Below are 22531 nucleotides of genomic sequence, written 5' to 3' on the forward strand. Positions count from 1 at the left end.
TCGGGCCTTTCGACTGCCAATGGTACGGCACAATGGGTCGCGCGATGAGCGACCAGTCACCCAGCACCTCTTCCAGCGCAGGCGCCGACCCCGCCGCCGATCCCGCCGACGCCCCGCGGCGCAGCCGGTGGCAGGCCTTCCGGGCGCTGCCGCGCGCAGTGCGGTGGAGCGCGTGGACCGCGGTGGGCCTCGTGCTGGTGCTGCTCGTCCTTGCAGTTGCCGTGGTGGGCGTCGTACGTCGTCCGCTGCCGCAGACCGACGGTGAGGCGACGCTGCCCGGGCTGACGGCGTCGGTCGAGGTGCTGCGCGACGACCACGACATCCCCCAGCTCTACGCCGACAACGACGCCGACCTGATGCGCGCGCAGGGCTACGTGCACGCGCAGGAGCGGTTCTTCGAGATGGACTTCCGGCGCCACGTGACGGCCGGCCGGCTGTCGGAGATCTTCGGCCCCGACACCCTCGAGACCGACAAGTTCATCCGCACGATGGACTGGCGCGGCGTCGCCGAGCAGGAGTGGGCGCTCCTCCAGCCCGCCACCCGTGACGCGCTGACGGCGTACGCCGAGGGGGTCAACGCCTACCTCGACGAGCGCTCGGGGTCGGAGCTGGCGACGGAGTACGCCGTGCTCGGCCTCACCGGGCTCGACTACACGCCCGAGGAGTGGGAGCCCGTCGACTCTCTCGCCTGGCTCAAGGCGATGGCGTGGGACCTGCGCGGCAACATGGACGCGGAGGTCGACCGGGTGCAGCTGTCGGTCGACCACACGCCCGACCAGATCGCCTCGCTCTGGCCCGAGTACCCCTACGACGAGCACCCGCCGATCGTCTCCGGCGGCGGCGTGGTCGACGGCGTCTTCGAGCAGAACGCGACCGGCAACGGCACCCGCAACCCCCGCCGGCCGGCGTACCCGCCCGGTGTCGTCGATGCGCTCGAGCGGGTGCAGGACACGGTGGCCGCGATGCCCGACATGCTCGGCTCCGGTCGCGGCATCGGCAGCAACTCGTGGGTGGTCGACGGCGAGCACAGCGCGACCGGGATGCCGCTGCTGGCCAACGACCCGCACCTCGGCATCAGCCAGCCCGGCATCTGGATGCAGATGGGCCTGCACTGCCGCGAGATCGCCCCCGAGTGCACGCTCGACTCCTCCGGCTTCACCTTCTCCGGCGTGCCGGGCGTGATCATCGGCCACAACGCCGACATCGCCTGGGGCTTCACCAACCTCGGCCCCGACGTCACCGACCTCTTCCTCGAGCAGACCGAGGGCGACGACCGCTACGTCCGCGACGGCGACACCGTCGCGATGCAGGTCCGCACCGAGACGATCAAGGTCGCGGGCGAGGACGACGTGGAGCTGCGCGTGCGCGAGACCGTCCACGGTCCACTGATCAGCGACGTGTCGTCGGAGTTCGCGACGGTGGGTGCCAACGCGCCGACCGACGAGCCCGGCGAGCGCGGCAGCGGGTACGCCGTCGCGCTGGCGTGGACGGCGCTCGACCCGGCGCCCACGGCCGACGCGATCCTCGGGCTCAACCGTGCCTCCGACTGGGACGAGTTCCGCGAGGCCGCCTCCGAGTTCGCGGTGCCGGCGCAGAACCTCGTCTACGCCGACCGCGAGGGCCACATCGGCTACCAGTCGCCGGGGCGGATCCCGATCCGGCGCTCGGGCAACGACGGCACGATGCCCGTCGAGGGCTGGATCAGCGCCAACGACTGGTCGGGTGACTACGTCCCCTTCGACGGCCTGCCCAGCGTGCTCGACCCGGACGAGGGCTTCATCGCCACCGCCAACCAGGCGGTCATCGGCGAGGACTACCCCTACCTGCTGACGAAGGACTGGGACTACGGCTACCGCTCGACCCGCATCCGGGAGGCGCTGGTCGAGGAGGGCGAGCTGTCGGTGCAGGAGATGGCGCGCCTCCAGCTCGACTCGACCAACCCGATGGCCGAGACGCTGGTGCCCTACCTGCTCGACATCGAGGACCTGCCCAACCGCTACTACCGCAACGCCCAGGACCTGCTGCGCGACTGGGACTTCTCCTCACCGGCCGACAGCGCGCCGGCGGCGTACTTCAACGTGGTGTGGCGCAACCTGCTCGAGCTCACCTTCCACGACGACCTGCGCGAGCGGTCGTGGCCCGACGGCGGCGACCGGTGGTTCCTCGTGGTCGGGCGGATGCTGTCCGACCCCGCCGGTCCGTGGTGGGACGACGTGACGACCGATGACGTGGTCGAGACCCGCGACGACATCCTGCGACAGGCCCTGCTCCAGGCGCGCGACGAGCTGACCCGCGCCCAGGCGCGCGACCCGCGCCGCTGGACGTGGGGCCACCTCCACCGGATGAACCTCCACAACGCGACCCTCGGCGAGTCCGGTGTCGGGCTCGTCGAGCGGCTGTTCAACCGCGACGGCTGGGAGGTCGGCGGCGGCTCCTCGATCGTCGACGCCACGTCGTGGAACGCCGTCGACGGGTACGACGTCACGGCCGCGCCGTCGATGCGGATGGTCGTGTCGCTCGCCGACTTCGACGACTCCCGCTGGATCAACCTCACCGGCGTCTCCGGCCACCCCGCGTCCTCGCACTACTCCGACCAGACCGAGCTCTACGTCGCCGGCGAGACCCTGCCCTGGGCCTTCTCGCGCGGCGCCGTCGAGGAGGCGACCGACGACCGGCTGGTGCTGACGCCGGCCCCGTGATGCAAGTCCCCGGATATCCGGGGACCTAGCCGCTGACAGGTAGAGATCTCTACCTGTAAGCGGGCAAGTCACCGGATATCCGGGGACTTCAGGGCCACGACCCCCGACGACGTGAGCGCGAAGCCGACCCGTACGTCGTGGGGATCGCTGGGCACGTCGAGGCCGACCTCGTCGTCGTACAGCACCACGGCGACCGGGGTGCCGGAGGTGATCCGGGGCAGGGCGCGGTCGTAGCAGCCGCCGCCCTGGCCGAGCCGGGCACCGGTCGAGGAGACGGCGGTCCCCGGCACGAGCACGACGTCGGCCTGCGCGATCGCGTCCCTGCCCAGGCGCGGTCCGGTCGGCTCGAGCAACCCCCGCACAGCCGGCGCCAGCCCTGACCGGCCGGCGTAGACCGCCCAGTCGAGGTCGAGGCCCGCGACCACGACCGGCAGCAGCACGCGCTTGCCGGCGGCGGCGAGCGCGTCGATGAGGAGGCCGGTGCCGGGCTCGCTGCCGACGGACACGTAGACCGCCACGGTGGCGGCGTCGCGCACGGGCGCCCAGGCCAGCGCGACCTCCGCGACCGCCGAGGAGAAGCGGGCCGCGGCATCCAGGGGGCGCCGCTTGCGCCCGGCCATCACCTGGTCGCGGAGTGCGCTCTTGGCGAACCTGCTGTCGGCCGACTGTGGTGAGTCCACCTGAGCAGCCTACGATCGAAGCATGGCAAGCAAGGGCAACGCCCGTGGCCTCGACCTGGCACGGGAGAAGATGCGCGGGGCCGGGGTCGACGCGGTCGCGATCGACACGTTCGCGCACTACTACCGGCTACTGGAGCACGGCGAGACCGGCATGATCGCCGAGGACACGATCGAGCCGCTCGACATGGAGGCGCTGGCCGACGTCGACGTCCCCGACGACGTCGCGGCCGAGGCGATCGGCAAGACCGCTGTCGTGAAGCTCAACGGCGGCCTCGGCACGTCGATGGGCATGGAGCGCGCGAAGTCGCTGCTGTGCGTACGTCGCGGGCTGAGCTTCCTCGACATCATCGCCCGTCAGGTGCTGCACCTCCGCACGCAGTACGACGCCACCCTGCCGCTGCTGTTCATGAACTCCTTCCGCACCTCGGCCGACACCATGGCCGCGCTCGAGCGCTACGAGGGCCTGCCCGTCGACGGCCTGCCGCTGGAGTTCCTCCAGAACAAGGAGCCCAAGCTCCTCGCCGCCAACCTGATGCCGGCGGCCTACCCCAAGGCGCCCGACCTCGAGTGGTGCCCGCCCGGCCACGGCGACATCTACACCGCGCTGCGCGGCACCGGGCTGCTCGCGCGGCTCAAGGACGCCGGCTACCGCTACGTTTTCGTCTCCAACTCCGACAACCTCGGCGCCGTCCCCGACGCGCGTGTCGCGGGCTGGTTCGCCCAGAGCGGTGCGCCGTTCGCGATCGAGGCCGTGCGCCGTACGCCCTCCGACCGCAAGGGCGGCCACTTCGCCCGCCGCAAGAGCGACGGCCGCATCGTGCTGCGCGAGACCGCGCAGACCCTCGACGCCGACCGGGACGCGCTCGCCGACCTCGACCGCCACAAGTACTGCTCGACCAACAACCTCTGGTTCGACATCGACGCGATGGTCGACACCCTCGACGCGCGCGGCGGCATCCTCGGCCTGCCTCTCATCAAGAACGTCAAGCACCTCGACCCGGCCGACAGGTCGACCCCCGAGGTGATCCAGGTGGAGACCGCGATGGGTGCGGCGATCGAGGTCTTCGAGGGCGCCCTCACGATCGAGGTCGGCCGTGAGCGGTTCGTGCCGGTGAAGACCACCGACGACCTGCTCGTGCTCCGCTCCGACGTCTACGACCTCGGCAAGGACTTCGTGCTCGACCGGACCGGTGACGAGGTGCCCTACGTCTCGCTCGACGGCGACTTCTACAAGCTCGTGGGCGACTTCGACAAGCGGTTCCCCGAGGGTGCACCCTCGCTGCGCGAGGCCGACGCGTTCCGCGTCGAGGGTGACTGGACCTTCGGTCGTGACGTGAAGGTCGTCGGCGACGTGTCGCTCGCCTCCTCCTCGGCGCAGCGGGTCGAGGGCGGCACCGTCCTCGACGAGCAGGAGCAGCATGCCTGACCCGCACCCCGGCCTCCTCCCGGTGGAGGACTACGTCGAGCGCATCCTCGCCACGATCTCGCCGCTCCCGGCGTTCCCGCAGCCGCTGATGGAGGCGCTCGGCCTCGCCCTGGCCGAGGACGTCGTCGCGCCGATCTCGCTGCCGAGCTTCGACAACTCCGCGATGGACGGGTACGCCGTGGTCGCCGACGACGTCGCCGGCGCCACCCAGGACGCCCCCGTCGTGCTTCCGGTCGTCGGCGAGATCGGGGCCGGCCAGTCCTCGATCCTCGCGATGTCCCCGGGCACCGCGGTCAAGATCATGACCGGTGCGCCGGTCCCGGCAGGTGCGACCACGGTCGTCCCCTACGAGTGGACCGACCGCGGCGTCGCGCAGGTGCGCATCGACCGGCCGGCGACGGTCGGCCAGCACATCCGGCCGACCGGCGACGACATCGCCGAGGGCGACATGCTCCTGGAGGAGGGCACCGTCCTGGGGCCGCGCCACCTCGGCATGCTGGCCGCGGTGGGCCGCGCGACCGTACGCACCCGTCCGCGACCGCGGGTCGTGGTGATCTCCACCGGATCCGAGCTCCGTGACCCCGGTACGCCGCTGGGCCACGACTCGATCTACGACGGCAACTCCTACCTGCTGGCCGCGGCCGCCCGCGCCGCCGGTGCCATCGCCTACCGCGTCGGGATCGTCCCTGACGAGTCGCACGCCTTCACCGAGGCGCTGAGCGACCAGCTCGTGCGTGCCGACATCGTCGTCACGAGCGGTGGCGTGAGCGAGGGCGACTTCGACGTCGTCAAGGAGTCGCTGTCCCAGCACGGCACGATGTGGTTCGGCGGCGTCGGCATGCAGCCCGGCAAGCCCCAGGGCTTCGGCACGATCGGCGAGGACGACACCCCGGTCTTCACGCTGCCCGGAAACCCGGTGTCGTCCTACGTCTCCTTCGAGATGTTCGTGCTGCCCGCCATCCGCCGGATGATGGGCAAGCTGCCCTACTCCCGCCCACTCGGCCGGGCACGGCTCACGCACGGCCTGTCCTCGCCCGCGGGCAAGGTGCAGCTGGTGCGCGGGCTGTTCGACACCGACCGCGGCGGCAGCTTCGTCTCGCCGGTGGGCGGCCACGGCTCCCACCTCCTCGGTGACCTCGCCACGTCGAACTGCCTCATCGAGGTGCCGGCCGACGTGACCTCCATCGCCGCGGGCGAGATGGTCGGGGTCCGCAAGCTGGACGAGGAGTTCTGATGGACCGCCTCACCCACGTCGACGAGACCGGTGCCGCCCGCATGGTCGACGTCGGCGACAAGCCGGTCACGGCGCGTACGGCGTCCGCCACCGGCCGCGTCCTCGTCAGCCCCGCCGTCATCGAGCTGCTCCGCGGCCAGGGCGTGCCCAAGGGCGACGCGCTCGCCGTCGCGCGGATCGCCGGGATCATGGGCGCCAAGCAGACGCCGGCGCTGATCCCGCTGTGCCACCCGCTCTCGATCTCCGGCGTGACCGTCGACCTCACCGTGTCCGACGAGTCCGTCGACATCACCGCCACCGTCCGTACGACGGACCGCACCGGTGTCGAGATGGAGGCCCTGACCGCCGTCTCGGTCGCTGCGCTCACCGTCGTCGACATGGTCAAGGCCGTCGACAAGGCCGCGGTGATCACCGACATCCGGGTCGAGACCAAGAGCGGCGGACGCTCGGGGGACTGGACGCGATGAGCCTCCGGGCAGCCGTGGTCGTCGCGTCCAACCGCGCCGCGTCGGGGGTCTACGCCGACGAGACCGGGCCGCTCATCGTCGACTGGCTGCGCGGCCAGGGGTTCGACTGCGACGAGCCGGCCGTCGTCCCCGACGGCGACCCGGTGCGCGAGGCCGTCGCGGCGGCCGTCGCGGACCGCGCCCGCGTCGTGCTCACCACCGGCGGCACCGGCCTCACGCCGACCGACCGGACGCCCGAGGCGACCGCGCCGCTCCTCGATCGCGAGGTGCCGGGCATCGCCGAGGCGATCCGCGCCGCCGGCGTCGCGAAGGGCGTCCCGACCGCGATGCTCTCGCGGGGGATCGCCGGCATCTCCGGCGACTGCCTGGTCATCAACCTCCCCGGCTCGCGCGGTGGCGTGAAGGACGGGCTGGGTGTCCTCGAGCCGGTGCTGCGCCACGCGGTCGAGCAGGTCGTCGGGAGCGACCACTGAGCACGCTGAGCGGGACCGCGCCCGGCTGGCCGGCCCGACTCGAGTCGCACGGCGTCGTGGTCCGGTCGCTTCGACGGTCGGACGCCGACGAGTGGCAGGCGGTGCGTGCCCGCAACCACGACTGGCTGCGTCCGTGGGACGCGACGGTCCCGCCCGGCGCCAGCCCGCGCCCGTCGTCGTACAAGATGGTCACCCGCTCCCTGCTCCACCAGGCCCGGCAGGGGCAGTGCCTGCCTTTCGTCGTGGAGGTCGACGGCAGGTTCGTCGGGCAGGTGACGGTCAGCAACGTGTCGCGCGGGTCGGCCCAGTGGGCGTCGATCGGCTACTGGCTGTCCATGGACGTCGCCGGGCGCGGTGTCGCGCCGCGTGCCGTCGCGATGGTGATCGACCACTGCTTCGGTCCGGTGGGGCTGCACCGCGTCGAGATATGCGTGCGCCCGGAGAACACCAACTCGCTGCGCGTCGTGGAGAAGCTCGGCCTCGAGCAGGTCGGCTACGCGCCGCGCTTCCTCCACATCGACGGCGCGTGGCGCGACCACCGGGTCTTCGCGGTCACCGTCGAGGAGTGCCCCGAGGGGATCGCCGCGAGACTGTAAACACACCAGTCACACCAGTAGTTCTGCGACACACCACTTGACATCCGCCCCGCTCGTGCTCGGCGCTCCTACGCTGCGAGCGTGGACCTGAGCGCTCTCATCTTCGTCGCCCTTGCCGTGGCGTGGGCCGTCTACCTGATCCCCAAGGCCCTCAAGCACCACGACGAGGTGGTCCGCAGCCGGTCGGTCGAGAAGTTCTCGCACACGATGCGCATCCTCGCGCGTCGAGAGCCGGTCGACCGCCGCAACGCCCGCCTGGTCGTCGCGCCCATCCGCGCCCGCCTCCGGCCGCCCGTCGAGACCAAGGCGCACGCGCCGGTCGAGCCCGTGGCCACGGTCACCACTGCCGTACGCCGCGAGGTGACGACGTCCGTCAGCGCCCGTCGTACGGCTCCCGCGACCGAGCGCGCCTCCGCCCGCCGTGCCGCCAAGCGCCGCCGCAACGTGCTCGCGCTCATCGCCCTCGCCAACGCCGTCGTGGTCGGCCTCGCCGTCGCCTCGGTCATCACCTGGCCGTGGGTCGCCGTCCCGGCCGGTGTCCTTGTCGCGTGGCTGGTCGCGTGCCGCGTCTCCGTGCGCGCCGAGCGCCGCCAGCGCGACGCCCGTGGCGCCATCGAGATCGGCTACCCGCCGCTCGTCGACGACGACCGCGACCTGACCGGCGAGCTGCCGGTGACACCGCCCCAGCCCCGCATCCCCGCCGCGCCGGTCGAGCCCAGCGAGGAGGCGCCCGTCGAGGCCCCCGCGGTGGTCGCCACGCCGCCCGCTGCGCCGGTCCCGGGCGGCTGGGACATGGTTCCCACGACGCTCCCGACCTACGTGGGCAAGCCCGCCGCCCAGCGCCGTACGGTCTCCACGATCGACCTCGACTCCACCGGCGTCTGGTCGAGCGGCCGCAACGACGAGGACTCCGCCCTCGCCCGCTCCGCCGAGCAGTCCGCCAAGACCGCTCGCGACGCCGACGACCGCCGGGCCAGCGGCGCCTGACGCGGCACCGATCAGGGGGAGGGCCGATTCGGTCGGCCCTGAATCGCTCGTGTATCTTGGCGTCGCGCCGTGAGGCGCCTGGGGCTGTGGCGCAGTTGGTAGCGCGTCTCGTTCGCAATGAGAAGGTCAGGGGTTCGAATCCCCTCAGCTCCACCAGAAAGAAACCGCCCGCCACCTGCGAGAGCAGGCGGCGGGCGGTTCTGCGTCCGGGTCCTCGGCCGGCGACCTCGAGACACGGGGACAGGCGGGACCTCTCGCTTGTATCCTCGAGCCAGCCCTCGTCGCGGGACCGGGCTGATGGTCACCACGAGAGAGACGCGGACTGCCCGTGGACATCCACTCCTTCCCCGGCGAACGTTCCCCCGGCATCGTCGCCCCGTTCAGGTACGACGTGGTGAACGACCGGTGGCACTGGTCGGACGCGCTCTACGAGCTCCACGGCTACGTGCCGCGCGAGATCCCGCCCACGACCAGCGCCCTGATGCACCACAAGCACCCCGACGACAGGGATCGCGCGGCAGGGGTCTTCTCTGCCGTGGTCCGCGACGGCGGGACCTACAGCTGCTACCACCGCATCGTGCGTCGCAACAAGAAGGTGCTCTCCGTGGTGAGCGTGGGGACGTCGCTCCTCGACCCGGACGGCCGGACGGTCGAGATCCAGGGCTACTACATCGACCTGACGCAGGCGCGGCGCGACGAGACCCAGGCCGACGTGGAGGTCGCCCTCGCCAGGAAGGCCGCGGCCGGCCCGGTCATCGAGCAGGCCAAGGGCATGCTCATGCTGGCAGGGGGCTGCACGGCCGACGAGGCGTTCGAGCGGCTGCGGCTGTGCTCGCAGCTCGCGAACCGCAAGGTCGCCGACATCGCCCAGATGCTGGTCGAGTCCCCCGGCAGGAGCGCCGCCGACGGGACGACCGGGATCCTGGAGTGGCTGGCCCGAGCAGGCGAGGACGCCGCCACCGGTCCCGTGTCCGTCTGACGCCGGGTCCTCGACGTCACCGGTGGCTCACGCGGTGACGAGGTCCGGGTTCTGGAGCCGGTCCCGCAGGCTGTGCAGCGCTGTCCTGATCCGGGTCTTCGTCGTCCCCACCGGCGCCTGCATCAGGTGCGCCACGGTCGTGTACGTGTGCCCGTCCAGGTAGGCCAGCTCCAGGGCCCGCCGCTGCGGCGCCGGAAGCAGCGCCAGCGCCTCGCCCAGCATCGACGCGTTCAGACGCGCGGTGGCGAGGTCGGCCGTCGCGTCGAGGGCTGTGGCGCTGTCCTGCTCGTCGTGCCAGGTGGCGTCCCGGCGCTGTGCGGAGCTGAGCGACCGGACCCTGTCCACCGCCCGGTGGTGAGCCATCGCGAGCATCCAGCCTTGGGCCGATCCGCGGAGGGGATCGAAGCGGGCAGCGTTGCGCCAGATCTCGACGAACACCTCCTGGGTGACCTCCTCGGCGTGGTGGTGGTCGCGCACGACGCGCAGGACCAGGCCGTGCACCCGGCTGGCCATGAGGTCGTACAGCTCGGCGAACGCGTCGTGGTCCCCGGCTCCTGCGTCTCGTAGTCGCAGCGTGACCGGGTCCTCGAGGCGGTGACGAGCCGGGTTGGCTCTCCGTGCGGCAGGGTGCATGGCATTGCTCCGTCGAGTGACTACTCGCGGTCGAAGCCCCATTGCTTGAGAACCTGTCGTGCGAGCGTAGCCGCGCCAGTACCTCTCGCGCGGCGTTTTGATACGCGTCGACACCCCTATGGGTGCCCGGGACCGTCTTGCGTCAGGGACCGGTCAAGATCTCGTCTGGGTGCACACCGGTTCACCCAGTCCGACGTACCGTGGTGTCCGTGACTCGGGCGCTGGTGGCTGTGCTGGTGGGGCTGGTGATCCTGGCGGGTGGACTCGTCCTCCGGCACTCGAGCGAGGCCGCGACCCAGACGGTCGCCGAGGTGCTGGCGTTCGGGGGAGCGGTCATCGCCGTGATCGGGCTGTCTCAGCTCGTGACCCGCTTCGTGCAGTCGCGCGAGGACTGACCGCCTCAGCGGTCCCGCAGCATCCTCTGCTGCGTACGACGCCCGCGCGCCACGACGAGGGGAGCGGCGGCGACCGCTGCCCGAGGTGACAGTGCCGCGAGCCGCGCCTGGATGCCGCGCGAGCGCGGGAGCGTGGTGACCGGTCGGGGCCGGTCGAGCACGCGGCCGACCGCCTCGACGACCTCCTCGGGTCGGAGGAGCTTGCCGGAGAACGACAGCGCGGCGGCCGGGTCGTCCAGCTTGTCGTGGAGCATCGGGGTCCAGATCCCGTCGGGGCAGATGCACGAGATGTCGATGTTGCGGATCTTCGCGAGCCGCAGGTCGGCGATCGTGCTCAGCGAGAACCCGATCGCGGCGTGCTTCGAGGCGGCGTACACCGCCTCGCCGGGCACCGGCGCAAGGCCGGCGAGCGAGACGATGTTGACCACGTGACCGCCGCGCTCGCGCATCGCCTCGATGGCCGCGACCGTGCCGTTGACCGTGCCGAGCGCGTTGACCTCGAGCATCAGCCGGCGGGCCTGCGCATCCTGCTCCCAGGCCGGGCCGGTGACGAGGACGCCGGCGTTGTTGACCCAGACGGCGAGCCGACCGGCGCGCTCGACGATCTCGTCGCACGCCGCGGCGACCGCCACCTCGTCGCGTACGTCGAGCGCACGGGCGCTGGCGCGCGGACCGAGCTCCGCGGCCACCGCCGCGGCGGCCTCGCCGTCGAGGTCGGTCACCAGGACCTCGTGGCCGCGGTCGACGAGGAGGCCGGCGATGAGCCGGCCGAGCCCGCGGCCCGCTCCGGTGACGACGGCTCCAGCACGGGTGGTCATGCCCACGGACAGTAGGGCACAGATAGCGTCGGGCAGGTGAAGGACTACCAGCGCATCTTCGTGGTGGGCTCCCAGGCGGGGGCCGACGAGGTCGCGCGCCTGAGGTCGTCACTCGGGCGGAGCGTCGTCGTCCTCACTGCCCCGACCGCCGAGGCGAAGCAGGTCGTCGGCGGTCTCGGGGTCGAGCCGGTGCCGGACGTGCTGCTGGCGCCGGTCCGGTTCCCCGACGTCGACCGCGGCCACCGACTCGACCAGCTGGTGCGTGCCCACGCCGTGGCCGACCGGTTCCGCGACGTCGTGGTGGTCACCGACCCGGCCACGGTGACGCTGCTCCTGCGGGCGCTCGCACCCGACCAGCTGCCGATGTCCGGTGCCGTCACGGAGGTCGGCCTGCCCCGTGGCGCCCGCCCCGTGCCGCTCCTCCAGGCCGCGCTCGGAGGCGGCGTGCTCGCCTTCGTCTCCGTCCTGGCGGCCAACGCCGTCCCGTTCTGGGTGCTGCCGCTCCTCGTCGCGGTGACGGGCCTGGTGCTGCTTCTCGTGCCGCGACTTCGACACCTCGGCGAGGCGCTCCTCATCGCGGTCGCCGTCGGTATCGGCGTCTCCTTGCTGTCGATCGCCGGGTCGTCACGCTTCCCCGGCTCCTGGTGACGCCGTCGGTGGGTGGCGGCAGACGACGTTCCGCCGTCGTTGGGTGCCGGCAGACGACGTTCCGCCGTCGTTGGGTGGCGGCAGACGACATGGATCCGTGGCGAATCGATGTGGTGTGCCGCCACCCACGCGGCCCCGCGTGTCGTGTGCCGCCACCCACCGCGGCCCCCGTGTCGTGTGCCGCCACCCACCGCGGCCCCCGTGTCGTGTGCCGCCACCCACCCGCGGCCCCGTGTCGTGTGCCGCCACGCACGAGGCGACCGGAGGGTCAGCCCCCGTTGCCGTAGCAGGTGATGTGGCGCTCGCCGCTCCTCCACGAGGACTCGCTCACGCGCCACCAGAGGAACCGCTTGTCCACGCGCTTCTGGATCGCGCTGGGGCAGCGCCGCTTGGCGAAGGCGTCCTGGCGCGCGACCGAGTAGCGGCCGTCCGGCATCTTCACGATCCCGCGTGAGATCCACTGGTGGCTTGCCGTGCAGGGGACCACGTTGAGCTTGCCCGTCAGGCACCGGCGATCGCCTGCGTCGATGCCGCCGTCGACGAACGGCGTGACCGGCGGGAGGTTGCCGAGCTGCTTGTCGTCGTACGCGTTGACGTCACACCGGACCCAGCGCGCGCCGGCGGCCAGCTGCGACTTCGTCGGGGTGAACCACGAGCGTGTGTAGACGACGAGGTGGCCCTGCTTGTGGCCGGCGCCGATGGCGTTGCCCCACGCGTCGTTGCACGCCTTGGTGACGAACCGCTGGAGGCCGGCGCTGGGAGCGCCGGACAGCTTGACCCTCTTCGGGACGATCTTGACCGCGACCACGAGGGCCGTGTGGGGCCCGGCGCAGTCGACGGCGGCCGAGCTCTCGTGAGCAGACTCGAAGTCCTTGATGGTGTAGGCGCGGCACTCGCCGACGGCAGCTGCGCCCGCCAACGGGTCGTCGGCCGGCGCGGCGTTGGCCGGCAGGATCGACGGCGCGGAGAGCAGCAGGGCGATGGCCGTCGCGATGACGGACCAGGTCGATCTGGTCGTGTGGCTGGACATGGATGGCACCTCTCGTCCCCCGTGAGCCGGTGGGCCCGACGCCTCCGGCACCTGGTGCGGCCAGGTCCTCGCACGCTAGACCCGCGTGCTGCGCCGCCGGAACCGTTCCTGGGGGTGAAGGCTCAGGCCACGCGGGCGTCCAGCGCGGGCGTACGACGGAGCACCGCCACCATCGCGCAGGCCGTGAGCAGCAGGGTCGAGGCGAGGACCACCACGGCGCCCCACCCCCGGTGGCTCCACGCGGCGCTGCCGAGGTTGCCGAACACCGACGAGCCCACGTAGTAGGAGAAGGAGTAGAACGCGGCGGCCTGGCCCGTGCTGACGCCGGCGAGGTGCGCGCGGGCGGTGACCCACCCGCTCGCCAGCCCGTGGATGCAGAAGAACCCCACTGTCATGACCGCGACACCCGCGACCAGCAGCGGGAGCGAGCCGGCCAGGGTGAGCAGCACCCCGCCGAGCGCGAGCGCGCAGCCCGCCGGGATGGTCGCGCGCCGCCCGATGCGATCGGCGACGCGGCCCGACACCGTCGAGCTCACCGTGCCCAGCGCGTACACGAGGTAGACGAGGCTGATGGCGCCCACCGACAGGCCGTACGGCGCCGCGCTGAGCCGGAAGCCGAGGGCGTTCAGCACGGCGACGTGGGCGCCGATCCCGCAGGCGCCGAGGACGTAGAGCGCGACCAGCCCGCGATCGCCGACGGCTGCCCGGGCGCCGCCGAGGACGCTGCCGGCACCGCGGGCGCGCGGCACGAACCCGCGCGAGGCGGGCAGCAGCCACGCGACCAGGGCTGCGGCGACGAGGGCGACCCCGGCCGCGGCGGCGAGGCCCCAGCGCCAGCCCACGGCGTCGGCGACCGGCGCGGTCACCAGCCGGCCGGCCATCCCGCCCAGCGCCGTGCCCCCGATGTAGAGGCCGAACGCGCGGCCCTGCGCCGACGGGTGCAGCTCCTCGCGGAGGTACGCCGTGGCGACGGCCGGCAGCCCGGCGACGGTGACGCCCTGCAGCACCCGCAGGCCCAGCAGCACCTCCCACGTCGGCGCGACGGCCGTGGCGAGGGCGACGGCGGCGGAGGACCACAGCGCGACGTGGATGAGCCGGGTCCGGCCGACGACCTCCGACAGCGGGCCGGCGACGAGCAGCGTGACGGCCAGCGCGGCGGTCGTCAGCGAGAGGGCGAGGGTGGCGTGCGTCGCCGAGACGTCGTACGTCGTGCGGAGCTCGGGCAGCAGCGCCTGGACGTCGTAGAGCAGGACGAAGGTCGACATCCCGGCGGCGAAGATCGCGATCATCACGCGGCGGTACCCGTCCGTGCCCGCACGGTAGGGCGCGGTGTCGGAGATGGCGCCTGCCCGGAGGGACGGCAGCTGCAGCGTGGTCACCGGACGATGGTGCGCCTCGCCGTCACATACGTCCAATGTCGAGATCGGTCGATCGACATACGTCATGCGTATGATCGGGCGATGCTGCTCCGCGACCTCGACTGGCTGGTGACGCTCGCCGAGCACGGGCACGTGACCGACGCGGCCGCCGCGCTCGAGACCAACCAGCCGACCCTCTCGCGGGCGCTGGCGCGGCTCGAGGACGACCTGGGTGTGCGGATCTTCGAGCGGGTGCCGACGGGCGTCGTGCTCACGCCCGACGGCGAGGTCGTCCTCGACGCGGCGCGCGAGCTGGTCGGCCGCCACGACCTCCTCCGCGCGACCCTGGCCAACCGGCTCGACCCCGAGACGGGTCTGGTGCGCCTGGCGTTCCTGGACTCGATGGCGACGACCCTGGTGCCGCGGCTGCTGCGGGCCTTCCACGAGCACGCGCCGGGCGTGAAGGTCGTGCTCAGCCAGGAGCCGGCCCACGAGATCCGCCGCGACCTCGATCGCGGGGCGGTGGAGCTCGGTCTCACCATGGAGCACGCACCGGGGCACGCCTGGTTCCCCGTCCAGCGCGAGCGGCTCGTGGTCGTCGTCCCGCCGACGCACCGGCTCGCCCGTCGCAAGCGGGTCGACCTCGCCGAGCTGGCGGACGACGAGCTCGTGACCACCCCCGCCGGCTTCGGCCACAGCGCCCTGGTCCAGAACCTGCTCGCCGAGGCCGGGGTCACGCCCCGGACGTCCTTCGAGAGCGCCGACCTGGCGACGATCGAGGGGCTCGTGGCGGCGGGCCTGGGCGTCGCGGTGGTGCCGGAGGCGTTCGCCGGGCTCTCCGGCTCGGTCGGCCTGTCGCTCGCCTCACCCGGTGCGACCCGGACGATCGGCCTGACGTGGCGCACGGACCGGCCCCTCGCGCCTCCGGCCCTGCGGCTCCTCGACCTGGCGCGCAGCGGGGCCTGGCAGGACTGAACGACGACGACCCCGCCCGGGCTGGATAGGGCGGGGTCGTCGTCGTTCGTGGTGCCGGACGGGCCGGCGGGGTGCTCAGCCCTTGCGGGGGCCGAAGAGCCGGATGCCCGAGCTGCGCGGCTGCGGGATGGCCGGCGCGGGCCACCAGGCGACCTCGGGGTAGCCGCCGCGGTTGAAGCCCTCGCGGTAGACGAAGTGGTCACCGCACGAGCACACCCAGCGCTCACCCACCTCGTGGCCGTCCTCGGTGGGGGCTCCGTCGGTCTTCAGACAGACGTGAATGAACGTGGATTCCATGACGCACCCTCCCTGGCGACAGCCCCGGTTCGCCGGCGCGTCCCCATCGTCCGTCGCTGCCGTCGGGGCCACCATGAGGTTGACCGAAATGCAGGACTTCTTGATGGATTCTCTGCCGTTTTCCCAGTTTTCGATAGCCCCGGTCTGGCCCAGTCGAGGTGGGGCTCAGATCCAGCGCTGGAACCAGATCCGGGCGTCCCACTCGGACTTGGTGAGGAGCACGTCGGTCCAGATCGGCCAGAACCACGCGAAGGCGACCAGCGCCAGCACGGTGTAGCTGCCGGCGACGACGACCCCGAACGTACGGCGTGGTGTCGGGACGTCGGACGTCCCGATGAGGTGGCCCATCGCGAGGGCCACCGACAGCACCAGGAAGGGCAGGCTGGTGATCGCGTAGAAGAAGAAGATCGGTCGGTCGTCGTAGAGGAACCAGGGCAGCCAGGTGCTGGCCAGCCCGACCACGGCGACGCCGTGGCGCCAGTCGCGCGCGCCGATCCACAGCAGCAGCGAGGCGACCATCGCCAGGCAGCCGCCCCACCAGATCACCGGGTTGCCGATGAGCAGGATCTGCCGGATGCACGTCGAGCCGCTGGGTGCGTCGCACCCCTGGGCGCCCGGCTGGATGTCGGTCTGCGCGTCCACCCCGACCGGTCGGCCCATCACCAGCCACGTCGAGGGCTTGCTGGCGTAGATGTGGGTCGAGTCGTTGAGGAAGTGGGTGTGGAACGTGTAGACGTCCTGGTGGTACGACCACAGCGAGCGCAGCGACTGGGTGACCTCGCCCAACCCGTGTGCGTCCGGCTCGGACGCGGTGGGCCACGGATCGTCACCGCCGTACGACGTGTACTGGCTGTTGGTGAGCGTCGGACTGCTCTCGTAGGCGTCGGCGTGCATCAGCCAGCCGGTCCAGGTGGCGAGGTAGGTGACCAGGCCGACGCCGACGAGGGCGAGGAACGCGGGCACGCCGTCGAGGAACACCGAGCGCAGCAGCGGGCGTCGCTGCCCGAAGGCCCGCCGGGCGCCGGCGCTCCACAGCCACGCCAGGAGCCCGAAGACCGCGAGCGTGTAGATCGCCGACCACTTGGTGCCGCACGCCAGCCCGAAGGCGACGCCGCCGAGGAGCAGCCACGGTCGCCAGATCCCGAGGGCCGCCGTACGCCGTCCGGCCGCCAGCCGGTCGCGCAGCCACTGCCGGTCGGCGACGACGCAGTGCACGCCGAGGAGGGTGAAGAACGCGAGGAAGATGTCGAGGAGGGCGAGCCGGGACAGCACGAGCTGGAGGCCGTCGATCGAGAGCAGCAGGCCCGCGACCAGGCCGAGCACGGTGGAGCCGGTGACCCGTCGCACGAAGCGGCACATCAGCAGGACCATCAGCGCACCGATGACCGCCGAGGCCATCCGCCAGCCGGTCGGGTCCATCCCGAAGACCTTGATCCCTGCTGCGATCAGCCACTTGCCGACCTCGGGGTGGACGATCATCGAGGGGGTGTCCTGCCAGAGGCCGGTGACCTGGCCGTTGAGGATCGTCTTGTCGGCGTCCTCGACGTAGGTGCGGACGTAGCCGTTGTTGAGCAGCGACCACGCGTCCTTGGCGTAGTAGGTCTCGTCGAACGAGAAGGCGTGCGGCGTGCCGAGGTTCCACCGCCGCAGGAAGAACGCGAGGCTCGCCAGGCAGATGGCGCCGACCCAGCCGGCCAGCTTGTCCTCGGACCTCCAGCGCGGGGTGTTGCGCTCCGCGGCAGTGGGGGTCACGCCGGAACTCTAACCAGCGCGTGGACACGGACACCTTGACGTGGCGGCAGTCACACCTAGACTCGTGCGCAGTTCAAATATGAGAACCGTGTTCGACCTGCCGTCCACCGAGAGGTTGCCATGCCCCGCCCGTCCGCTCCCGGGACCCGCCTGCGTACGGCGCTGGCGCTGGTGCTCCTCGCCGCAGGCCTGACGGTCGGCGCGGTCGCGGCGACCTCCACCGCCGCCGAGCCGCCGCGCACCTGGGTGGTCGACGCGGTCGACGACACCGCCAGCAACCGCTGGGAGTCCGTCGACACCGGCACCACGACCGTCACGATCCGGGCAGGCGACACCGTCGAGTGGCAGTTCGACCGCGCCACCCAGGGCCACGACCTCGTCTCGCTCGCGCCGTCGCAGCCGTGGGAGTCGATCTGGCCGACGGCCCTGCAGGAGTACCGCGACGCCGGCGGTCCGTCGGTGACCTACACCTTCGACCAGCCCGGCACCTACCGCTACGAGTGCTCCCTGCACGGGCCGATGATGACCGGCACGATCGTCGTCGTCCCGGCCGACAGCACCAACCAGTCGCCCACTGCGGCCCCCGTCGTCGAGCCGCTGACCGGGCCGGCCCCGCACGTCGTGCACGCCACGGCCAACGCGTCCGACCCCGACAGCGGTGACGTCGTTGCCGTCGCGTGGGAGTTCGGGGCCGGCGGTGCGCCGTCGTACACCGACCACGCGATGGTCGAGTACACGACGCCGGGCACGTACGTCGTCCGGCTCCGCGTCAGCGACGGGCGGGGCGGCCTCCACGTCGAGGAGTTCACCGTCGTCGTCACCGGCGAGGGCCCGCCCGACCCCGACCCGCCGACCGACGACGCGCTCCCGGACATCGACGCCCTGGCCTCGCCGGCCAGTGGCACGGCGCCCCTCACGGTGGCCTTCTCGACGCAGGTCACCACGCGCGGGACGCTCCACGCCTACTCCGCCGGCCTCGAGGACTACCCGGCCATCACCGGCGAGGCCGTGCTGGTGCGCAGCCGCGGTCGCACCCGCACCGCCCTCAGCGTCACCGGGACGAAGCCGTCCGCGCCGCACGGCGCCGTCCACGTGCACGAGCAGGCGTGCGACGACGACCTCGGCGGCGCGCACTTCCGCTTCGACACCACGCAGCCGTTCGCCGAGCCCAACGAGATCTGGCCGCTCTTCACCTCCGACGCCACCGGCGCGAGCGGGGCCGTCGAGGTCACCAAGCCGGTGCGAGCCGGGCCGAAGGCGGTCTCGCTCGTCGTGCACGACCCCGACAACGCCGCACGCCGGATCGGCTGCGCCGACCTCGCGCCGGGCACCGCGGACCTCACCTACTCCTGGGCCTTCGGTGACGGCACGACCGGCACCGGTGCCGACCCCGACCACACCTACGCCACGCCCGGCACCTACACCGCGACGGTCACCGTCGCCCACGCGTCCGGCGAGCACGCCGGGCACGCGTCCGTCAGTGACGCCGTGCAGGTCGTCGTGGGAGCCGTGCCGACGACGGCGCCGTCCCCGACGCCGACCCCCGCGCCGACCTCGTCCCCGACGCCGACTCCTGCCCTCGACGCCACCCCGCCCCGGATCTCCCGCGTCGGACCTCTCCGCACCGTCCGGTTCGCGCGACCGGTGGTCACGGCTCGCGTGCGTGACGGCGGACAGGGCGTACGGAAGAAGGCGATCGTGCTGCGAGTGGACGGACGGCGCGCGACGAAGCTGTCGTACGACCGGGCGCGCGGGACCGTCCGCTGGCGCCCCGCGAGGGCGCTGGCGACCGGCCGGCACGTCGTACGGCTGGTGGTCACCGACGCCGCCGGCAACCGGTCGGCCAGGACGTGGAGGTTCGTCGTCCGCCTGCGATGATCGGGGCATGGCTGGCGTCCTCGTCCTCGCGGGCACCCCGATCGGGCAGGCCGGCGACGCACCGCCGCGGCTCGCGGCGGAGCTGTCGGGCGCCGACGTGGTCGCCGCCGAGGACACCCGCCGGCTGAAGCGGCTCTGCGCCGACGTCGGCATCACGTTGTCGGGCCGGGTCGTCTCCTACTTCGAGGGCAACGAGCAGGCGCGTACGCCGGTGCTGCTGGAGGCGCTGCTGGCCGGCGACCGCGTGGTCCTGGTGACCGACGCCGGGATGCCGAGCGTCTCCGACCCGGGCTACCGGTTGGTGGCCGCCGCGGTCGCGCACGACATCCGCGTCACGGCGGTCCCCGGGCCGAGCGCGGTCCTCACCGCCCTGGCCGTCAGCGGACTGCCGGTGGACCGGTTCTGCTTCGAGGGGTTCCTGCCGCGCAAGGCCGGCGAGCGCGGCCGCCGGCTCGCGGCGCTGGCGACCGAGGAGCGCACGATGGTGTTCTTCGAGGCACCGCACCGCACCGAGGCTGCCCTCGCTGCCATGGCCGACGCGCTCGGCGACGACCGTCCCGCCGCCGTCTGCCGTGAGCTGACCAAGACCCACGAGGAGGTGCGCCGCGGTCCGCTGGCCGACCTCGTCGCGTGGGCCGCGGACGGCGTGCGCGGTGAGGTGACGATCGTGGTCGAGGGCTCGAGCGGGGCGCCCGCGGTCGACACCGACCCCGGCTCGCTGCGGGCGGCCGTCGCAGCGCTGGAGGAGTCCGGGTCGACCCGCAAGGAGGCGATCGCCGAGGTCGCGAAGCGCGCCGGGCTGCCCAAGCGGGAGGTGTACGACGTTGTCCACCGCTGAGACAGGGGAGGGGCCCACGCGTTCGCGTGCAGCCACGGAGGAGAAGTCCGGCGCCCGCCGCGACCGCGAGCGCCCGCCGGCGCCGGAGCCGCTGCCGCACCCGGTCGTCGACAACCACTGCCACCTCGACATCGCCGACGGCGACTGGACCGCGACGGCGGACGCCATCGCCGCGGCCGCGGCGGTCGGCGTGCCGCGGATCGTGCAGATCGGCTGCGACCTCGAGGGCGCCCGGTGGGCCGTCGCCGCGGCCGCCGAGCACGATGCGCTCGTCGCCGGCGTCGCACTGCACCCCAACGAGGCGCCGCGGCTCGCGGCCGCCGGCGACCTCGAGTCGGCGCTGGAGGAGATCGAGCGGCTCGCGGCAGCGCACGACAAGGTGCGCGCGGTCGGCGAGACCGGGCTCGACACCTTCCGGACCGGTGAGGACGGCCGGGCCGTGCAGGAGGAGAGCTTCCGCCGCCACATCGACCTCGCCAAGCGGCTCGACAAGACGCTGGTCATCCACGACCGTGACGCCCACGAAGACCTGCTGCGGATCGTCGACGAGGAGGGTGCGCCCGAGCGCTGGGTGATGCACTGCTTCTCCGGCGATCCGGAGTTCGCGCGTCGGTGCCTCGACCGGGGTGCGCACCTGAGCTTCGCCGGCACCGTCACCTTCAAGAACGCCCAGACGCTGCGCGACGCGCTCGCGATCACGCCGCTCGACCGGGTCCTGGTCGAGACCGACGCCCCCTATCTCACGCCCACGCCCTACCGCGGTCGGCCCAACGCCTCCTACCTCGTCCCGCTCACCGTGCGGGCCATGGCCGAGGTGCTCGACGCCGACCTCGAGGAGCTCTGCCGGGCCATCGACGCCAACACCGCGACCGCCTTCGGAGGGTCCTGGTAGCCGGTCGACGTGAGCCGGATCTCGCCCGATTTACGGCGTTCGAGTTTGCGGAGGCGCCCGTCGTCGTTATCGTCTTGTGATTGTTGGCCGGGATCGGGAGCGATTTCGGCAGCACGAGGACCGGATCGGGCCGGTCCTGCGAGACCCCCGCTCGCACGTCGTACGCCCCCTGTGGGTGCTGCGCACTGCTCGTGGAGGGGTGCTGCCGCCCGAGGCCCGGGGAGTACGACGTTCGGAGAATCGTGCGCTCTCGTCTTGCGCAGCTCAGCAGGTCCAGGTCGGTGCTGGCGACCCTCGTCGCGGTGGTCGTGGCAGCCGTCGCAGGCACGACGGTCGGCTACGCCGCCCTCAGCAAGGACGTGACCCTCACCCTCGACGGCCAGACCCGCCAGGTCAGCGCCATCGGCGACACCGTCGGCGACGTGCTCGCCGCCGAGGGCATCGACGTCACGGACAAGGACCTGGTCGCCCCCTCGGTCGACGAGTCGGTCACCGACGGCTCGGCCATCGCCGTGCAGTTCGGTCGCCCGCTCGAGCTGTCCGTCGACGGCGAGGCGACGACGTACTGGGTGAACTCCACCGACGTCGCGAGCGCGCTCAGCGAGATCGGCCGCCGCTTCGACGGCGCCGACCTCTCCACGAGCCGCAGCTCCTCGATCGGCCGCAAGGGCCTGTCCCTGCAGGTCGTGACCCCCAAGGTCGTCCGCATCAAGATCGGCGCGAAGGACCTGCGCACGAAGAAGGTGGCGGCACTGACCGTCGCCGACGTGCTCGACTCGATGGGCTTCGAGGTCGACCGGCACGACAAGATCACCCCGTCGCTCACCACCGAGATCGCCGCGGGCGACAAGGTCGTGGTCAAGGACATCCGCATCGCGACGAAGAAGGTCGCTCGCGAGGTCGTCGACGCCCCTGTCATCGAGCGCGAGGACGCGAGCATGCCCGAGGGCGAGGAAGAGGTCGTGCAGGCCGGCTCCGACGGCGTCCGCAACGTGACCTACCGCCTGCGCTTCGTCAACGGCGAGATGGTGGCCCGCAAGGTCGTCTCCGCCTCGGTGAAGCGCAAGGCCGTCCCCACGATCGTCCGCGTCGGCACCAAGGAGGTCGTCACCTCCAACTTCGCCGGCGGCAGCACCGTCTGGGACTCCCTGGCGCAGTGCGAGTCCGGCGGCAACTGGGCCATCAACACCGGCAACGGCTACTACGGCGGCCTCCAGTTCAACCTCGGCACCTGGCAGGCCTACGGCGGCACCGGCCTCCCGAGTCAGGCCTCCCGCGAGACCCAGATCGCCATCGCGACCAAGCTCCGCGACGCCTCCGGCGGCTACGGCGCCTGGCCCGGCTGCGCGGCCAAGCTCGGCCTGCCCCGCTGATCGCCGTCCCGCTGCAACGCCGGGTTACGAGGTGTACCCACTGCCTTGCAAGGGGGTGGGTACAGCGCCTAACCCGGCGTTACAGCGGCCGATAGGGTTGCCC

General features: G+C 72.4%; 22 protein-coding genes and 1 tRNA gene. 16 read left to right on the top strand and 7 right to left on the bottom strand.

The window, feature by feature from the left end:
- Positions 1-44: 44 nt before the first annotated feature.
- Positions 45-2699, top strand: a complete 2655-nt coding sequence (locus JI751_RS16305; protein ID WP_201938963.1) for a penicillin acylase family protein — start codon at positions 45-47, stop codon at positions 2697-2699.
- A 68-nt stretch (positions 2700-2767) separates the two neighbouring features.
- On the opposite strand, the gene JI751_RS16310 is transcribed toward JI751_RS16305, so the two are convergent.
- Positions 2768-3379: a 5-formyltetrahydrofolate cyclo-ligase gene (locus JI751_RS16310; RefSeq protein WP_307814304.1), complete on the bottom strand. Its 612-nt coding sequence runs from the start codon at positions 3377-3379 to the stop codon at positions 2768-2770.
- 22 nt (positions 3380-3401) lie between these two features.
- Between JI751_RS16310 and JI751_RS16315 the strand changes: the two genes are divergently transcribed.
- From JI751_RS16315 to JI751_RS16350, 8 genes are all read left to right on the top strand, one after another.
- Positions 3402-4805 carry a UTP--glucose-1-phosphate uridylyltransferase gene (locus JI751_RS16315; protein WP_201938964.1) on the top strand — a complete coding sequence of 468 codons (1404 nt, stop codon included), beginning with the start codon at positions 3402-3404 and terminating at the stop codon, positions 4803-4805.
- On the top strand, positions 4798-6039 hold the full coding sequence (gene glp / locus JI751_RS16320) for a molybdotransferase-like divisome protein Glp (protein ID WP_201938965.1): 1242 nt from the start codon (positions 4798-4800) through the stop codon (positions 6037-6039). Before JI751_RS16315 ends, glp begins: the two co-directional genes overlap by 8 nt.
- Positions 6039-6506 carry a cyclic pyranopterin monophosphate synthase MoaC gene (moaC, locus tag JI751_RS16325; RefSeq protein WP_201938967.1) on the top strand — a complete coding sequence of 156 codons (468 nt, stop codon included), beginning with the start codon at positions 6039-6041 and terminating at the stop codon, positions 6504-6506. Before glp ends, moaC begins: the two co-directional genes overlap by 1 nt.
- The gene (locus JI751_RS16330) at positions 6503-6979 is read left to right on the top strand and encodes a MogA/MoaB family molybdenum cofactor biosynthesis protein (protein WP_201938969.1); all 477 of its coding nucleotides are present in this window, start codon (positions 6503-6505) and stop codon (positions 6977-6979) included. The genes moaC and JI751_RS16330 overlap by 4 nt, the downstream gene beginning before the upstream one ends.
- 56 nt (positions 6980-7035) lie before the next feature.
- Positions 7036-7575 (top strand): GNAT family N-acetyltransferase, encoded by a 540-nt coding sequence (locus tag JI751_RS16335; RefSeq protein WP_307814306.1) that lies wholly within the window; start codon positions 7036-7038, stop codon positions 7573-7575.
- Between the two features lie 81 nt (positions 7576-7656).
- Entirely contained in the window at positions 7657-8562 is a 906-nt protein-coding gene (gene sepX, locus JI751_RS16340) for a divisome protein SepX/GlpR (RefSeq protein WP_201938970.1), read from the top strand.
- An 80-nt stretch (positions 8563-8642) separates the two neighbouring features.
- A tRNA-Ala gene (locus JI751_RS16345) sits at positions 8643-8718 on the top strand.
- Positions 8719-8890: 172 nt separating this feature from the next.
- Positions 8891-9541, top strand: coding sequence for a PAS and ANTAR domain-containing protein (locus JI751_RS16350; protein ID WP_201938971.1), 651 nt, complete (start codon positions 8891-8893; stop codon positions 9539-9541).
- Between the two features lie 27 nt (positions 9542-9568).
- Here the strand turns inward: JI751_RS16350 and JI751_RS16355 are convergent, their stop codons facing one another.
- A complete protein-coding gene (locus tag JI751_RS16355; RefSeq protein WP_201938972.1) occupies positions 9569-10174 on the bottom strand; it encodes a sigma-70 family RNA polymerase sigma factor in 606 nt (201 codons plus the stop codon).
- A gap of 209 nt (positions 10175-10383) precedes the next feature.
- On the opposite strand from JI751_RS16355, the gene JI751_RS16360 reads away from it, so the two are divergent.
- Entirely contained in the window at positions 10384-10569 is a 186-nt protein-coding gene (locus JI751_RS16360; protein ID WP_201938973.1) for a hypothetical protein, read from the top strand.
- 5 nt (positions 10570-10574) lie between these two features.
- On the opposite strand, the gene JI751_RS16365 is transcribed toward JI751_RS16360, so the two are convergent.
- The gene (locus JI751_RS16365) at positions 10575-11387 is read right to left on the bottom strand and encodes an SDR family oxidoreductase (protein WP_201938974.1); all 813 of its coding nucleotides are present in this window, start codon (positions 11385-11387) and stop codon (positions 10575-10577) included.
- Between the two features lie 36 nt (positions 11388-11423).
- Here JI751_RS16365 and JI751_RS16370 point away from each other — a divergent pair, with 36 nt between their 5' ends.
- Entirely contained in the window at positions 11424-12035 is a 612-nt protein-coding gene (locus JI751_RS16370; RefSeq protein ID WP_201938975.1) for a hypothetical protein, read from the top strand.
- A gap of 268 nt (positions 12036-12303) precedes the next feature.
- Here JI751_RS16370 and JI751_RS16375 read toward each other — a convergent pair whose 3' ends face one another.
- Both JI751_RS16375 and JI751_RS16380 read right to left on the bottom strand, forming a co-directional pair.
- A complete protein-coding gene (locus JI751_RS16375; RefSeq protein ID WP_201938976.1) occupies positions 12304-13065 on the bottom strand; it encodes a septum formation family protein in 762 nt (253 codons plus the stop codon).
- Between the two features lie 122 nt (positions 13066-13187).
- Positions 13188-14444: an MFS transporter gene (locus tag JI751_RS16380; protein ID WP_201938978.1), complete on the bottom strand. Its 1257-nt coding sequence runs from the start codon at positions 14442-14444 to the stop codon at positions 13188-13190.
- A gap of 81 nt (positions 14445-14525) precedes the next feature.
- On the opposite strand from JI751_RS16380, the gene JI751_RS16385 reads away from it, so the two are divergent.
- On the top strand, positions 14526-15398 hold the full coding sequence (locus tag JI751_RS16385; RefSeq protein ID WP_201938979.1) for a LysR family transcriptional regulator: 873 nt from the start codon (positions 14526-14528) through the stop codon (positions 15396-15398).
- A 75-nt stretch (positions 15399-15473) separates the two neighbouring features.
- On the opposite strand, the gene JI751_RS16390 is transcribed toward JI751_RS16385, so the two are convergent.
- Together JI751_RS16390 and JI751_RS16395 are read right to left on the bottom strand one after the other, a co-directional pair.
- Positions 15474-15695, bottom strand: coding sequence for a hypothetical protein (locus JI751_RS16390; RefSeq protein WP_201938980.1), 222 nt, complete (start codon positions 15693-15695; stop codon positions 15474-15476).
- Between the two features lie 165 nt (positions 15696-15860).
- Complete coding sequence (locus JI751_RS16395) at positions 15861-17447, bottom strand: dolichyl-phosphate-mannose--protein mannosyltransferase (protein WP_201938981.1); 1587 nt, start codon at positions 17445-17447, stop codon at positions 15861-15863.
- Positions 17448-17567: 120 nt separating this feature from the next.
- Between JI751_RS16395 and JI751_RS16400 the strand changes: the two genes are divergently transcribed.
- The 4 genes from JI751_RS16400 to JI751_RS16415 all read left to right on the top strand — a co-directional run bounded on the left by JI751_RS16400 (position 17568) and on the right by JI751_RS16415 (position 22428).
- Positions 17568-19325, top strand: a complete 1758-nt coding sequence (locus JI751_RS16400; RefSeq protein WP_201938984.1) for a PKD domain-containing protein — start codon at positions 17568-17570, stop codon at positions 19323-19325.
- A gap of 7 nt (positions 19326-19332) precedes the next feature.
- On the top strand, positions 19333-20163 hold the full coding sequence (rsmI, locus tag JI751_RS16405; protein WP_201938985.1) for a 16S rRNA (cytidine(1402)-2'-O)-methyltransferase: 831 nt from the start codon (positions 19333-19335) through the stop codon (positions 20161-20163).
- Positions 20150-21055 carry a TatD family hydrolase gene (locus JI751_RS16410; protein WP_201938986.1) on the top strand — a complete coding sequence of 302 codons (906 nt, stop codon included), beginning with the start codon at positions 20150-20152 and terminating at the stop codon, positions 21053-21055. Before rsmI ends, JI751_RS16410 begins: the two co-directional genes overlap by 14 nt.
- Before the next feature lie 281 nt (positions 21056-21336).
- On the top strand, positions 21337-22428 hold the full coding sequence (locus JI751_RS16415) for a resuscitation-promoting factor (RefSeq protein ID WP_307814307.1): 1092 nt from the start codon (positions 21337-21339) through the stop codon (positions 22426-22428).
- Positions 22429-22531: the final 103 nt, after the last annotated feature.

It is taken from the genome of Nocardioides baculatus (assembly GCF_016735675.1).
Classification (GTDB): Bacteria; Actinomycetota; Actinomycetes; order Propionibacteriales; family Nocardioidaceae; genus Nocardioides; species Nocardioides baculatus.

What these genes read in the sequence shown, in the direction of transcription:
- JI751_RS16330 (WP_201938969.1), top strand. Translation starts at nt 6,503, where the DNA reads ATGAGCCTCCGGGCAGCCGTGGTCGTCGCGTCCAACCGCGCCGCGTCG.
- JI751_RS16305 (WP_201938963.1), top strand. Translation starts at nt 45, where the DNA reads ATGAGCGACCAGTCACCCAGCACCTCTTCCAGCGCAGGCGCCGACCCC.
- JI751_RS16400 (WP_201938984.1), top strand. Translation starts at nt 17,568, where the DNA reads ATGCCCCGCCCGTCCGCTCCCGGGACCCGCCTGCGTACGGCGCTGGCG.
- JI751_RS16390 (WP_201938980.1), bottom strand. Translation starts at nt 15,695, where the DNA reads ATGGAATCCACGTTCATTCACGTCTGTCTGAAGACCGACGGAGCCCCC.
- glp (WP_201938965.1), top strand. Translation starts at nt 4,798, where the DNA reads ATGCCTGACCCGCACCCCGGCCTCCTCCCGGTGGAGGACTACGTCGAG.
- JI751_RS16355 (WP_201938972.1), bottom strand. Translation starts at nt 10,174, where the DNA reads ATGCACCCTGCCGCACGGAGAGCCAACCCGGCTCGTCACCGCCTCGAG.
- moaC (WP_201938967.1), top strand. Translation starts at nt 6,039, where the DNA reads ATGGACCGCCTCACCCACGTCGACGAGACCGGTGCCGCCCGCATGGTC.
- rsmI (WP_201938985.1), top strand. Translation starts at nt 19,333, where the DNA reads ATGGCTGGCGTCCTCGTCCTCGCGGGCACCCCGATCGGGCAGGCCGGC.
- JI751_RS16375 (WP_201938976.1), bottom strand. Translation starts at nt 13,065, where the DNA reads ATGTCCAGCCACACGACCAGATCGACCTGGTCCGTCATCGCGACGGCC.
- JI751_RS16365 (WP_201938974.1), bottom strand. Translation starts at nt 11,387, where the DNA reads ATGACCACCCGTGCTGGAGCCGTCGTCACCGGAGCGGGCCGCGGGCTC.
- JI751_RS16315 (WP_201938964.1), top strand. Translation starts at nt 3,402, where the DNA reads ATGGCAAGCAAGGGCAACGCCCGTGGCCTCGACCTGGCACGGGAGAAG.
- JI751_RS16385 (WP_201938979.1), top strand. Translation starts at nt 14,526, where the DNA reads ATGCTGCTCCGCGACCTCGACTGGCTGGTGACGCTCGCCGAGCACGGG.